The following is a 12692-nucleotide window of genomic DNA, read 5'->3' on the forward strand; positions in this document are numbered from 1 at the left end:
GCAAGGTACGACCATATATCAGCAAACGCTGACATTAAAAAGCGAAAATCGGTTCATTTTGGCGGTGACGGCCCGAGTAATGCAAGCTAGTGCTGACATCATGCCTGCTGATCCCCTGACGCTCTACGACCGGCTGATGGCCATCAAGCCGGTCGGCCTGTCGGCCAATGCCTGGACCGTCCGCGCCAATCTCAACCGCAACGTGCTGAGCGACATCCGCCGTCGCGGCGCGGCGCAGCATGATACCGTCGAGAAGCTGCTGGCCGCGATCGGCGTGACCTTCGCCGAGTTCGAGGCGGGCCAGCGCGCCGCCGAGCAGGAGCCGCCCGATCGCCGACCCTTCCTCGCGCTCCGCGGGCCGGACCGGCCGCGCGACGTGCCGATCGTGGGGACGGCGCTCTGTTCGGACATCCGGCTTCCCGACTCGGACGAGCCGGTCCAGGTCGAGGCGATGGAGATGCAGATGGACGATGTGATCGACTATGCCCGGCGCCCGCTGACGCTCGATCACAAGCGCGACATCTATGCCCTGTATTTCCGCGGCGTCTCCATGGCGCCGCGCTATGAGCCGGGGGAGCTGGGTTATGTCGACCCCAATCGCCCGCCCAGCACCGGCGACTATGTGGTCGCGCAGATGCGCCGCCCGGATGGCGATGGCGAGCGAATCTTCACCGTCATCGCCAAGCGCTTGGTCCGCCAGAGCGCCTCCTATTACGAGTTCGAACAGTTCAACCCGGCCTCCACCTTCCGCGTGCCGCGCTCGGCGGTCGCGCATCTCCACCGCATCATCCCCTGGGACGAGCTGGTGACCTTCTGACCGCGTGGCGAGTCGCCGGCCAGAACGGCGGCGTTCGCTTCAATCATGGCCGATGATCGGTCGTATGACGGGCCGATGCTGGCGGGGAGGGGGCTGCCGGGCGAGGGACGAAAGCCGGATCGCCTTCCCGGCCGTCATCGCCGACACAATGCCGGGATGTGCTACATCGCGTCTTCACATCGACCGAGACGCCAAAAGCGGCCCCGAAGGACCGCTCTTGCTACACGACTTTATGAAAAACTGGAGCGGGCGAAGGGATTCGAACCCTCGACCCCAACCTTGGCAAGGTTGTGCTCTACCCCTGAGCTACGCCCGCTCTGGCGTCCGTCCGACCGGGTGGTCGGTGGGTGTGCGGCGCTCCTAGCGGTGGGTCCGGAATCGCGCAAGCGTTAATTTCAAAAAAGTTGCGGCTTGGCGGATGGTGTTCAGAACAATAGAAGAACGTCCATGCGCGACTCACCCGTCCTGCCGGTAGCTCCAGCCGGGCCATCGCTCGCCGCTTCCCGGCCTTGGGCGGAGCGCGGCCGGTGAGCGGCGGGTCGGCGCGGCGCTTCCTGGCGCTGGTCTTTCCGATGCTGCCGTTCGAGCGACTGCGGGAGACGCGGCCGCAGCTGTTCGTCGATCAGGCCGCCGCGCCGGTCGCATTGACCGAGACGGTCGGCGGCACGGAACGGCTGGCGATGGTCGATCCGGCGGCGCGGCGGGCGGGGCTGGCAGTCGGGGACCTGGCGGCGGCGGCGCGGGCGGCGGCGCCCGGACTGATCACGGTGGCCGCCGATCCCCATGGCGATTGCGACTGGCTGGAGCGGCTGGCGGGCGGATTCACGCGCTACACGCCGCAGGTGCGGCTCGATCCCGCTGACGGACTGACGCTCGACCTGTCCGGCGCGCCGGAGACGGACGCCGCGCTCGTCGCCGATATCGAGGCGCGGATGGCGCGACGGGGGATGCTGGTGCGTCATGCCGCCGGCGGCACCCCGGCGGTGGCGCGGGCGCTGGCGCGCTTCGCCGGGGGACCGGCGCCGGACGAGGCGGGCGCGGTGCGGCGGTTGCCGGTTGCGGCGCTGGAATTGGAGGCGGAGGAGACGGAGGCCCTGCTCGCGGCGGGGCTGCGCACCGTGGGCGACGTGGCGACGCGGCCCGAGGCGGTGCAATTCGGCCGCTCGGTGCAGGAGGCCGTGCGGGGGCTGACCGACCGGCGGGCCCCGCTGCCGCCCCCGCCGTCGCTCTCCGGCCGGCAGGTCGAGCGAACGCCGGACCAGCCGATCGTGCAGGCCAAGCCGGTGCTGGCGGCGGTCGAATCGGCGCTGGCCCAGCTGGTCGAGGCGCTGATCGCGGATGGCGAGGGCGGATGGTGCTGGGAGGCGGGGCTGTTCACCCGCGATGGCCGGCGCCTGGCCATGCGGGTGGACCTGCCCGAACCGTCCCAGGCCGTCGCCCCGGTGCTGCGGGCAATGGCCGCGCGATGGGGGACGCTGGGGGACCAGCTGGCGGCGGCGGGCGGCTGCGATCTCGTCCGGGTATGCGTGGTGCGCGCGGCGCCGATCGGCACGGGGCGGCTGGCGCTGGAGGGCGGGGCGGCGGTCCGACCCGAACGGGCCGCGCCGGTGCGTCGGTCGTCGCGCAAGCCGCCGGCGGCGCAGCCGCAACTGGGCCTGTTCTGCGCCGACGCGGCGGCGGGCGTCGTCGCCCCCGTCGAACCGCCCGCCGCGCCGATCCCGCTCTTCGGTCCATCACGGCCCTCCGACCCGGGGGATGGCGAGGACGCGGCGCGGCCGACGCCGGTCCATCCGTCGCGGGGGCGCGGCGGCGCGATGGCCTGTGCATGGCCGGTCCGCCTGCGGGGACCTGTTCGCGGGACGGGCCTTCCATTACGGCGCGCGCCGCCCCAGATAGCGGGCCAGTGACAGTGGGAGCAGTGATTTGGCCAGCCTGGGAATGACGCCTGCCGACAAGGAAGCGGTGACCGCATTCCGCACCGACGTGGTCGAGCCGTCGATGACGAAGCTCGTCATCATCGATTTCTGGGCGGAATGGTGCGGACCCTGCAAGGCGCTGGCCCCGGTGTTGGAGAAGGTGGCGGCCGATTATGCCGACAAGGGCGTGGTGCTGGCCAAGGTCGATACCGACAAGAACCAGTTCATCGCCGCGCAATTCCAGATCCGCTCGATCCCGACCGTCTATGCGATGTTCCAGGGCCAATTGGTTGCCGATCTGACCAGCGCCCGCACCGAGAGCGCGCTGCGCACGACACTCGACCAGCTGCTCCGCCAATTGCCGATCCAGTCCGAGGCGGGCGATGCCGCCGCCGAGCTGGAACCGCTGGTCGCGATGGGCGAGGAGGTTCTGGCCGAGGGCGATGCGGAACGCGCGCTGTCGATCTTCCAGCAGTTGATCGACATGGCGCCCGACAATCCGGCGGTGCTGTCCGGCCATATCCGCGCGCTGCTCGCCGCCGGGCTGACCGACGAGGCGCAGGCGGCGATCGATGCGCTGCCCGCCGACCTGAAGGATGCCGGCATCGACCGGGCCCGCGCCGCGCTGGCCTTGGCGCAGACCGCGCAGCCGGTCGAGGATTTCGCCGGCCTGGCGACCGAGGTGCAGAACAACCCGGACGATCACGAGAAGCGGTTCGCGCTGGCCAATGCGCAGATGGCGGCGGGCGACCGCAACGGTGCGGCCGACAACCTGCTCTTCATCGTCGCGGCCGATCGCGAGTGGAATGATGGCGCGGCGCGCCAGCAGCTGCTCAAGCTGTTCGAGGTGGTCGGCCTGATGGACCCCTGGGTGTCGCAGCAGCGCCGCCGCCTGTCCGCGATCCTGTTCGGATGACGGGCGTCCGCCTGTCGATCTTCCCGCTGGCGGGGGCGCTGCTCTTTCCGGAGATGCATCTGCCGCTGCATATCTTCGAGCCGCGCTACCGGGCGCTGGTGTCGGATGCGATGGCGCGCGACCGGCGGATCGGGATGATCCAGCCGAGCGGCGAGGGGGAGACGCCGGACCTGTACGCGGTCGGCTGCGTCGGCAAGATCGCCGAGGTGGAGGCGCTGGACGACGGGCGGTACAATCTGGTGCTGGAAGGCCTGTCGCTGTTCCGGGTGCGGCGCGAGCTGACCGTCACGACCGCCTTCCGCCAGGTGGAGGCGGATCTGATCGCCCCGCCGGAACCGGACGACCTGTCGATCGGCCGCCGCGCCAGCCTGGAGGTCGAGTCGAAGCGCTATGCCGAGGCGGCGGGCTATCAGGTGGATTGGGATGCGGTGGCGCGGCTGGACGATGCCAGCCTGGTCAACGGCATCGCCCAGATCGCGCCCTTCGACGTCGCCGCCAAGCAGGCGCTGCTGGAGGCGGAGGGGATCGAGCAGCGCGCCGAGCTGATCATCCAGTTGATGCAGTTCTTCGGCCGCTATGGCGGCGAGGACCGGGTGACGCTTCAGTGAGCGACGAGGGGGAACAGCCTATGACGATCGATCCCTGGCTGCTGGAACGGCTGGTCTGCCCGGCGACGCGCCAGCCGCTGGTCCATGACGCGGACGCGCAGGAACTGGTGTCGGCTGCGGCGGGGCTGGCCTATCCGATCCGCGACGGCGTGCCGGTGATGCTGGTCGAGGAAGCGCGACGGCTCGATCCGGCCGAGTGAGGGTCGCGCTGAGGTGCGAACGGCGCGGGGACCGGCGGGCCTGCCGGTCGTAGGCTAGGCAGGACGCTCACCCCGGACACGACATCCCGGTGCCCCGCGTCGTCACGCGCACCGGATCACTGTTTCGTCGCCAGTCCATGCCATGCTCGTCCGTCCCGCCGCATCAACGCGTCGGACGAATCCGGTCCGGTGCTCCCCGCCGCATAGGATTCCGGCTCGCCCCTGGCCCATAGGTCGAGAAAGGGCTGCACCGCCGCCCATCCCGCCTCGATCGCGTCGGCGCGCTGGAACAGCGTCTGGTCGCCGGTGAACAGGTCGTAGAGCAATGTCTCGTAACCGGTCAGCGCGGCGATGCGGAAACGGTCGGCATAATGGAAGTCCAGGCTGACCGGCGCGGTCGCCACCTCCAGGCCGGGGCGCTTGATGACCATCTCCATGCTCATCCCCTCGTCCGGCTGGATCTGGATCACCAGCTGGTTGGACGGCAGCTTGGCCCCGCGCGCCGAGGCGAACTGCATCAGCGGCACCGGCTTGAACACCACCACCACCTCGGTATCGCGCACCGCCATCGCCTTGCCGGTGCGCAGGTAGAAGGGCACGCCCGCCCAGCGCCAAGTATCGACCATCAGCTTCAGCGCGACGAAGGTCTCGGTCCGGCTGTCCGGCGCGACGCCCTCGGCACCGCGATAGGCGGCGACCGGATGGCCGGCGACCACGCCGTCCGCATATTGCCCGCGCACGCCATTGGCCCGCGCCTCGTCGGCGTTATAGACGCGCACCGCCCGCAACGCCTTGCCCTTCTCGTCGCGGATCGCCTCCGCGTCGAAGCTGTTGGGCGGCTCCATCGCCACCATCGCGAGCAGCTGGAACAGATGGTTGGGCACCATGTCGCGCAGCGCGCCGGTCGGGTCGTAGAAGCCGCCGCGCGTGCCGACATCCACCGTCTCGGCGGCGGTGATCTGGACATGGTCGATCGCGTCGCTGTTCCACAGCCGCTCGATCATGGTGTTGGCGAAGCGCAATGTCAGGATGTTCTGCACCGTCTCCTTTCCCAGGAAATGGTCGATCCGATAGACCTGCCGCTCGGCCACCTGCTTCAGGATGCGGGCGTTGAGCGCGCGGGCGCTGTCCAGGTCGTGGCCGAACGGTTTCTCGATCGCGACGCGGCGGAAGCGCCGGTCGCTTTCCGCCATCAGGCCGTGCTGCGCCAGCTTGTCGACGATATCGCCGAAGAAGCGCGGCGGCACCGCCAGGTAGAAGGCGGCGTTGCGGTCCGGACCCAGCCGCTCGGCAAGGATTGCGTAGACGGCATCGGCGGTGAAATCGCCCTTCAGATAGTCGATTCGCGGCCGCAGGCGGCTCCACGCTTCGCCCTTCTCGGTCGCGCCCTCGCCACCGCTGGGGGCCTGGAAGGATTCGAGCGCGTGGCGCAGCCCTTCCGCGTCCATCTCGTCCAGCCCGACGCCCAGGATGTGGAGCTGGTCGTCCGCCAGGCCCAGCCGGGTCATGTTGATGAGCGCGGGCATCAGCAGTCGCCGGGTCAGGTCGCCGGTCGCGCCGAAGATCACCAGCGTCACCGGCGGCGCGGGGGGTACGTGCATGTCGCGTTCGGCCACGATCACCTCTTTGCTGCGTTTCGCCCGCGACAACGAACCGGAGCCGTAACGGTGCCCGGCTTTATCAGGCCGCCGCCAGCGCCGCGTCGCGCTCCGCCGCCTGGCGCGACCACATTTCCGCATAAAGGCCGCCGCGACGCAGCAGCTCGGCATGGCTGCCCTGTTCCGCCACCCGGCCGGCGTCCAGCACGACGATCCGGTCCGCCGACACGATCGTCGACAGGCGGTGCGCGATGACGATGGTGGTGCGACCGCGCTCCACCGCCTCCAGCGTCGCCAGGATGTCGGCCTCGGTCCGGCTGTCGAGCGCGCTGGTCGCCTCGTCCAGGATCAGGATCGGCGGGTTCTTGAGCAGGGTGCGGGCGATCGCCACGCGCTGCTTCTCGCCGCCCGACAGTTTCAGCCCGCGCTCGCCGACGCGGGTGGCATAGCCATCGGGCTGGCGCTCGATGAACGCGGCGATCGCCGCGCCGCGTGCCGCCTGCTCCACTTCGGCGTCGCCCGCGCCCTCGCGGCCATAGGCGATGTTGTAGCCGATCGTGTCGTTGAACAGCACCGTGTCCTGCGGCACGATGCCGATCGCGGCGCGCAGCGATCCTTGCGTGACCCGGGCGATGTCCTGCCCGTCGATCGTGATCCGTCCTTCGCCGACATCGTAGAAGCGATAGAGCAGCCGCGCGAGCGTCGACTTGCCCGCGCCGGACGATCCTACCACCGCCACCGTCGTCCCGGCCGGCACGTCGAGGTCGAGACCGTCCAGGATGGTGCGCTCGGGATCATAGCCGAAACGCACCCCCTCGAACCGCACATGGCCGCGCGTCACCGCCAGGGCCGGCGCGCCGGGCAGGTCGGTGACGTCGGCGCGCGTGTCGATCAGGTCGAACATCGCGCCCATGTCGATCACCCCCTGGCGGATGGTGCGATAGACCATGCCGAGCAGGTCGAGCGGCCGGAACAACTGGGCGAGCAGCGTCGACACGAACACCACGTCGCCAGCGGAAAACTGCCCCCGGCTCCATCCCCAGGCGACATAGGCCATGCCGCCGCCGAGCATCAGGTTGGTGATCGCCGCCTGGCCGACGTTCAGCCAGGCCAGCGAGTTTTCCGACTGGGTGGCGGCGCGGGCATAGGCGTCGACCGCCTGTTCGTAGCGCCGCGCTTCGCGTTCCTCGGCGTTGAAATATTTGACCGTCTCGAAATTGAGCAGCGAATCGACGGCGTGGGCGACCGCGCCGGTGTCGAGATCGTTCATCCGCGTGCGCAGCGCATTGCGCCAGTCGGTGACCAGCCGCGTGAACCAGATATAGGCGACGACCATCGCGATCGTCGCGACGACCAGCGGCGCGCCGAAGCTGCGACCGAAGATGCCGAGCACCAGCGCCAGTTCCAGCACGGTCGGCGCGATGTTGAACAGCAGGAAATAGAGCATCGTGTCGATGCTCTTGGTGCCGCGCTCGACCACCTTGGTGACCGCGCCGGTGCGCCGTTCCAGATGGAAGCGCAGCGACAGGCCGTGCAGGTGGCGGAACACATCGGCGGCCAGCCGGCGCGTCGCATCCTGCCCGACCCGCTCGAACACGGCATTGCGCAGATTGTCGAACAAGGTCGTGGCGAAGCGCGAGGCCGCATAGGCGACGACCAGCAGCACCACGAGCGTCGCCAGGCTCCGGTCGCCCGAGGCCATGCGGTCGACCGCGAATTTCAGCGTATAGGCGGCGCCGAACACCTGCACGAGCTTCGACACCAGCACGAGCAGCATCGCCGCGACGATGCGCAGGCGCAGCCCCGGCTCCCCGGCGGGCCAGAGATAGGGGAGGAACCGGCGAAGCGTCGGGAATAGCGGCCGTTCGGGACCGGCAGTGGGGGCGGATGGGGGCATGAACCGCTGATGTCGGCGCGACGGGGCCGGAGTTCAACCGTCCGCAGCCGTCATCCACCGGTCGCGGTCTCGGAACATCCCATCGCACGCCGACGTTTTACCCTCCGTCTGGAGACGCCTATGACACCGATCTATTTCGTGGTCGCCATTCTGGGATGCGGGGACGGCAATGTCGACTGCCGCGAGGCGCGGATCGCTCCCGTTCGGTACGAGACCATGGCGCAATGCAAGGCCGATCTCGTGCAGCAATTGGCGCGCAACAGCGATGTGCCCTTTCCAGTGATCGGTGCGGATTGCCGCGCCGAGGGCGTGCGCTTCGCGGATGGGGCGGCGAAAGCCCGGCAGGGCTGATCCCGGTCGGGGCGTCGCGACGCCGTCCTCCGCGTCCGTGACGCTCATCGTGACGGCCCATGATGACGCCATGCGATTTTGGGTTTCCCACGCGCCATGTCCTTGCGCTAGGCGAGACATATGGCCGCCACCATTCGCTGCGATGTCGCGATCGCCGGGGCCGGGCTTGCCGGGTCGCTGCTTGCGCTCGCCCTGGCTGCCCGACATCCCGCGCTCGACGTCCGACTGATCGATTCCGACCACCGCATCGGCGGCGACCATGTCTGGTCCTTTTTCGGCAGCGATATCGCCGATGCCGATCGCTGGCTGCTGACTCCGCTGATCGGCCATGCCTGGCGCGACTATGATGTCGCCTTCCCCGCCCATCGCCGCACCATCGCCGCCACCTATTATTCGATCGAAAGTACGCGGCTGGACCAGGTGGTGCGCCAGGCGCTGCCCGAGCGCGCGCTGCTGTTGGACCGCAAGGTGCTGGCGACCTCGACCACGGCGGTGGTCTTCGCCGATGGCGACCGGATCGAGGCCAAGGGCGTGATCGACGCGCGCGGCGCGGGCGATGTGTCGGAGCTCGATCTGGGCTGGCAGAAGTTCGTCGGCCGGCTGCTGCGCGTGCCCGGCGGCCATGACGTGGCGCGGCCGATGGTGATGGACGCGACCGTGTCGCAGATCGACGGCTATCGCTTCCTCTACTGCCTGCCCTTCGATGCGGAGCGGGTGTTCGTCGAGGATACCTATTACAGCGAATCGCCGACTCTGAACGTCCGCTCGGTCGCGCGGCGGATCGACGCCTATGCCGCGCAGCGCGACTGGCAGGGGGTCGAGGATGCCGGCCACCAGGAACGCGGCGTGCTGCCGGTGGCGATGGGCGGCGACTTCGAGACCTATTGGACGTCCGGCGGCGCACGCGTCGCGAAGGTCGGGATGCGCGCCGGGCTGTTCCACCCGACCACCGGCTATTCGCTGCCCGACGCGGTGCGCAGCGCCACCGCGATCGCCGCCCAGACCGATTTTTCCGGCCTCGGCCTGCACGGGCTGACCCATGATCTGGCACGGACCAGTTGGGACGGGCGGAACTTTTATCGCTTGCTGGATCGTATGTTGTTCCGCGCTGCGGAACCGGAGGAACGCTACCGCGTCCTGGAACGCTTCTATCGACTCGACCCGCGGCTGATCGGCCGCTTCTATGCAGGACATTCCACGATGAGCGACAAGGCCCGGGTGCTGGTCGGCAAACCGCCGGTGCCGATCGGCCGCGCGATCCGCGCGCTGGCCGGCGGAGGACGCGCATGAAGAACGTCGTCGTCATCGGCGCCGGCTTTGGCGGGCTGGCGCTCGCCATCCGCCTGCAAAGCGCCGGCATCCAGACCACGATCATCGAGTCGCGCGACAAGCCGGGCGGTCGCGCCTATTATTGGGAGCGCGACGGCTTCACCTTCGACGGCGGGCCGACGGTGATCACCGATCCGGCCTGCCTGGAGGAGCTGTGGCAGTTGACCGGCCACAGCATGGCCGATGACGTGCAGCTGGACCCGGTCTCGCCCTTCTACCGGCTGAACTGGGCGGACGGCACCAATTTCGACTATACCAACGACGACACGCTGCTGCGGTCGCAGATCGAGCGGCTGCACCCCGGCGACTGGGCCGGCTATCAGAAGTTCCTGGAATATTCGGCCGGCGTGTTCCGCGAGGGGTACGAGAAGCTGGGCCATGTCGCGTTCCTCGACTTCGCGTCGATGATCAAGGCGGCGCCGGCGCTGGCCAAGTACCAGGCGTGGCGCTCGGTCTATTCGATCGTGTCGGGCTTCGTAAAATCGGAGAAGCTGCGCGAGGCGCTGAGCTTCCACACGCTGCTGGTCGGCGGCAATCCGATGACGACCAGCGCCATCTACGCGCTGATCCACAAGCTGGAGCGGGACGGCGGCGTCTGGTTCGCGCGCGGCGGCACCAACCGGCTGGTCGCCGGCATGGTCGCGCATTTCGAGCGGCTGGGCGGCACGATGCGCCTGGGCGACCCGGTCACCGCGATCGAGACGCTGGGCGACCGCGCGACCGGCGTGGCCACCCAGTCGGGCTGGCGGATGGACGTGGATGCGGTCGCCGCGAACAGCGACATCATGCACACCTATCGCGACCTGCTGTCCACCTCGCGATCGGCGCAGCGGACGCGCGCGCGGCTGGAACGGAAAAGCTATTCGCCCTCGCTGTTCGTGGTGCACTTCGGGATCAAGGGCAGCTGGCCGGGCATCCCGCACCACATGATCCTGTTCGGCCCGCGCTATAAGGGCCTGTTGTCCGACATCTACGACCATGGCGTGCTGAGCGAGGATTTCTCGCTCTATCTCCACCACCCGACCGTCACCGACCCGGCGCTGGCGCCGGAGGGGCATTCGACCTTCTACGCGCTGGCCCCCGTGCCGCACCGGGGCAAGTTCCCGGTCGACTGGGCGGAAGTCGGCCCGATCCTGGAAAAGCGCATCCTGGACGAGGTCGGCCGGCGGCTGATCCCCGATATCCATGAGCGGATCGTCACCAAATTCTCCTATGCCCCGTCCGATTTCGAGACGGACCTGAACGCGCATCTCGGCAGCGCCTTCAGCCTGGAGCCGGTGCTGACCCAGAGCGCCTATTTCCGCGTCCACAATCGCGACGACGCCATCCCCAACCTGTTCTTCGTCGGGGCGGGCACGCATCCGGGCGCGGGGATTCCGGGCGTGGTCGGCAGCGCCAAGGCGACGGCGCGGCTGATGCTGGAGGGATGAGCCGGCTTGTCGGCCGCGCGCGCATATCCTAGCGCGAAGCGCATGAAACGCCTCGCCATCTATTGCGGCTCCGCCACCCCCGCCGACCCCTTGTACCTGGAGGCGGCGCGCGATGTCGGCCGGACGCTCGCCGAACGCGGCATCGGCGTCGTCTATGGCGGCGGCCGGCTCGGCCTGATGGGGGCGGTGGCCGATGCGGCGCTGGCGGCGGGGGGCGAGGTGATCGGCATCATCCCCCAGGCGCTGGTCGATGCCGAGGTCGCGCACCGCGACCTGACCGAACTGCACGTCGTACCGGGGATGCATGAGCGCAAGAAGGCGTTCACCGACCTGGCCGACGGCTTCGTCACCATCCCCGGCGGCACCGGCACGATGGACGAACTGTGGGAGGCGCTGTCCTGGGCGCAGCTCGGCTATCATGCCGATCCGGTCGGGCTGCTCAACACCGCCGGCTATTACGACCCGCTGATCCAGTTCTGGAACCGGATGGGCGAAGTCGGCTTCCTGCGCCCGCAGCATCGCGACCTGCTGATCGTCGCCGATACGCTGGACGTGCTGCTGGAGCGGATGGCCGCGCATCGCCCAACCCAGCCGATCGTGCGGATGAACGCCGCCGACCTGTGACCGGCCTGCCGCCCCCGGAGCGCGGCCAGGATCGCACGCAAGACCGCGAGGCGCTGGTCGAGGCGGCGCGGCTGTCGATCGCGCGCGGATCGAAGAGCTTCGCCGCCGCGTCGCGCCTGTTCGATCCCGCCACGCGCGAGCGGGCCTGGCTGCTCTATGCCTGGTGCCGCGCCTGCGACGATATCGCCGACGGGCAGGACCATGGCCATGGCATGACCCGCGTCGCCGACGCCCCCGCCCGCCTCGCCGAACTGACCGCCAAGACCGAGGCGGCGCTGGCCGGCGAGGTGGTGGGCGATCCGGCGTTCGATGCGCTGCGCGTCGTCGCGGCGGAGACGGCGATGCCGCCCGCCTGGCCGCGTGCGCTGGTCGCGGGCTTCGCGCTCGATGCCGAGGAGTGGCGGCCGCGGAGCGAGGAGGATCTCTACCGCTATTGCTACCATGTCGCGGGCGTCGTCGGCTGCATGATGGCGGTGGTGATGGGCGTCGACCCGGCGGACGACGCGACGCTCGACCGGGCTTGCGACCTGGGGCTGGCGTTCCAGCTCGCCAATATCGCGCGCGACCTGGCGGAGGACGACCGCGCCGGCCGCTGCTACCTGCCGCAGGACTGGCTGGACGAGGCCGGGATCGCACCCGGCACGCTGTCGGACCCGGCGAACCGGGCCGCCGTCGCGGTCCTGGCGACCCGTCTCGCCACCCGGGCCGCGATGTTCGAGGCGAGCGCGCGCGGCGGCACCCCGGCCCTGTCGACGCGATCGGCCTGGGCGGTGCTGTCGGCGGCGGACATCTACGGCGCGATCGCCCGCAAGGTCGCGGCCGCCGGCGGGGCGGCCTGGGACCGGCGGGTCGGCACGTCGAAATGGGAGAAGATTGGCTTCATCACCCGGTCCTGGAGCCGGGCGAAGCGGCGCACGCGCCTCTATGCGGACGTGCCGCGCGATCCGGTGCTCTGGACCCGGCCGCGCTGACCGACCTATGCCCAACCCGTCGCCCAGCCCCCACG

12 protein-coding genes and 1 tRNA gene are annotated in these 12692 nt (G+C 69.5%); 10 read left to right on the forward strand and 3 right to left on the reverse strand.

What is annotated here, in order from left to right; genetic code table 11:
• Positions 1–100: 100 nt before the first annotated feature.
• Positions 101–817 carry a S24 family peptidase gene (locus BRX43_RS10430; protein ID WP_125994800.1) on the forward strand — a complete coding sequence of 239 codons (717 nt, stop codon included), beginning with the start codon at positions 101–103 and terminating at the stop codon, positions 815–817.
• A 241-nt stretch (positions 818–1058) separates the two neighbouring features.
• Here BRX43_RS10430 and BRX43_RS10435 read toward each other — a convergent pair.
• Positions 1059–1133 (reverse strand) — tRNA-Gly (locus BRX43_RS10435).
• A 211-nt stretch (positions 1134–1344) separates the two neighbouring features.
• On the opposite strand from BRX43_RS10435, the gene BRX43_RS10440 reads away from it, so the two are divergent.
• From BRX43_RS10440 to BRX43_RS10455, 4 genes are read left to right on the forward strand one after another with little or no spacing between them, the layout of a single operon-like run.
• Positions 1345–2724 carry a DNA polymerase Y family protein gene (locus BRX43_RS10440; RefSeq protein WP_125994801.1) on the forward strand — a complete coding sequence of 460 codons (1380 nt, stop codon included), beginning with the start codon at positions 1345–1347 and terminating at the stop codon, positions 2722–2724.
• A gap of 31 nt (positions 2725–2755) precedes the next feature.
• Positions 2756–3649: a tetratricopeptide repeat protein gene (locus tag BRX43_RS10445; protein WP_125994865.1), complete on the forward strand. Its 894-nt coding sequence runs from the start codon at positions 2756–2758 to the stop codon at positions 3647–3649.
• Positions 3646–4257: an LON peptidase substrate-binding domain-containing protein gene (locus BRX43_RS10450; RefSeq protein WP_125994802.1), complete on the forward strand. Its 612-nt coding sequence runs from the start codon at positions 3646–3648 to the stop codon at positions 4255–4257. The genes BRX43_RS10445 and BRX43_RS10450 overlap by 4 nt, the downstream gene beginning before the upstream one ends.
• A 20-nt stretch (positions 4258–4277) precedes the next feature.
• Positions 4278–4457 (forward strand): Trm112 family protein, encoded by a 180-nt coding sequence (locus BRX43_RS10455; protein ID WP_125994803.1) that lies wholly within the window; start codon positions 4278–4280, stop codon positions 4455–4457.
• A gap of 116 nt (positions 4458–4573) precedes the next feature.
• Here BRX43_RS10455 and zwf read toward each other — a convergent pair whose 3' ends face one another.
• A complete protein-coding gene (gene zwf / locus BRX43_RS10460; RefSeq protein WP_241214897.1) occupies positions 4574–6073 on the reverse strand; it encodes a glucose-6-phosphate dehydrogenase in 1500 nt (499 codons plus the stop codon).
• A 64-nt stretch (positions 6074–6137) separates the two neighbouring features.
• Complete coding sequence (locus tag BRX43_RS10465; RefSeq protein WP_125994804.1) at positions 6138–7952, reverse strand: ABC transporter ATP-binding protein/permease; 1815 nt, start codon at positions 7950–7952, stop codon at positions 6138–6140.
• 120 nt (positions 7953–8072) lie between these two features.
• Here BRX43_RS10465 and BRX43_RS10470 point away from each other — a divergent pair, with 120 nt between their 5' ends.
• From BRX43_RS10470 to BRX43_RS10490, 5 genes are all read left to right on the forward strand, one after another.
• Entirely contained in the window at positions 8073–8303 is a 231-nt protein-coding gene (locus BRX43_RS10470; protein ID WP_125994805.1) for a hypothetical protein, read from the forward strand.
• Positions 8304–8423: 120 nt separating this feature from the next.
• Positions 8424–9593, forward strand: a complete 1170-nt coding sequence (gene crtY / locus BRX43_RS10475) for a lycopene beta-cyclase CrtY (protein WP_125994806.1) — start codon at positions 8424–8426, stop codon at positions 9591–9593.
• Entirely contained in the window at positions 9590–11062 is a 1473-nt protein-coding gene (locus tag BRX43_RS10480; protein ID WP_125994807.1) for a phytoene desaturase, read from the forward strand. Before crtY ends, BRX43_RS10480 begins: the two co-directional genes overlap by 4 nt.
• A gap of 42 nt (positions 11063–11104) precedes the next feature.
• Positions 11105–11686 carry a TIGR00730 family Rossman fold protein gene (locus BRX43_RS10485; RefSeq protein ID WP_125994808.1) on the forward strand — a complete coding sequence of 194 codons (582 nt, stop codon included), beginning with the start codon at positions 11105–11107 and terminating at the stop codon, positions 11684–11686.
• Positions 11683–12657 carry a phytoene/squalene synthase family protein gene (locus BRX43_RS10490; protein ID WP_241214898.1) on the forward strand — a complete coding sequence of 325 codons (975 nt, stop codon included), beginning with the start codon at positions 11683–11685 and terminating at the stop codon, positions 12655–12657. The genes BRX43_RS10485 and BRX43_RS10490 overlap by 4 nt, the downstream gene beginning before the upstream one ends.
• Positions 12658–12692: the final 35 nt, after the last annotated feature.

It is taken from the genome of Sphingomonas sp. S-NIH.Pt15_0812, assembly GCF_003951315.1.
Taxonomy (GTDB): domain Bacteria; phylum Pseudomonadota; class Alphaproteobacteria; order Sphingomonadales; family Sphingomonadaceae; genus Sphingomonas.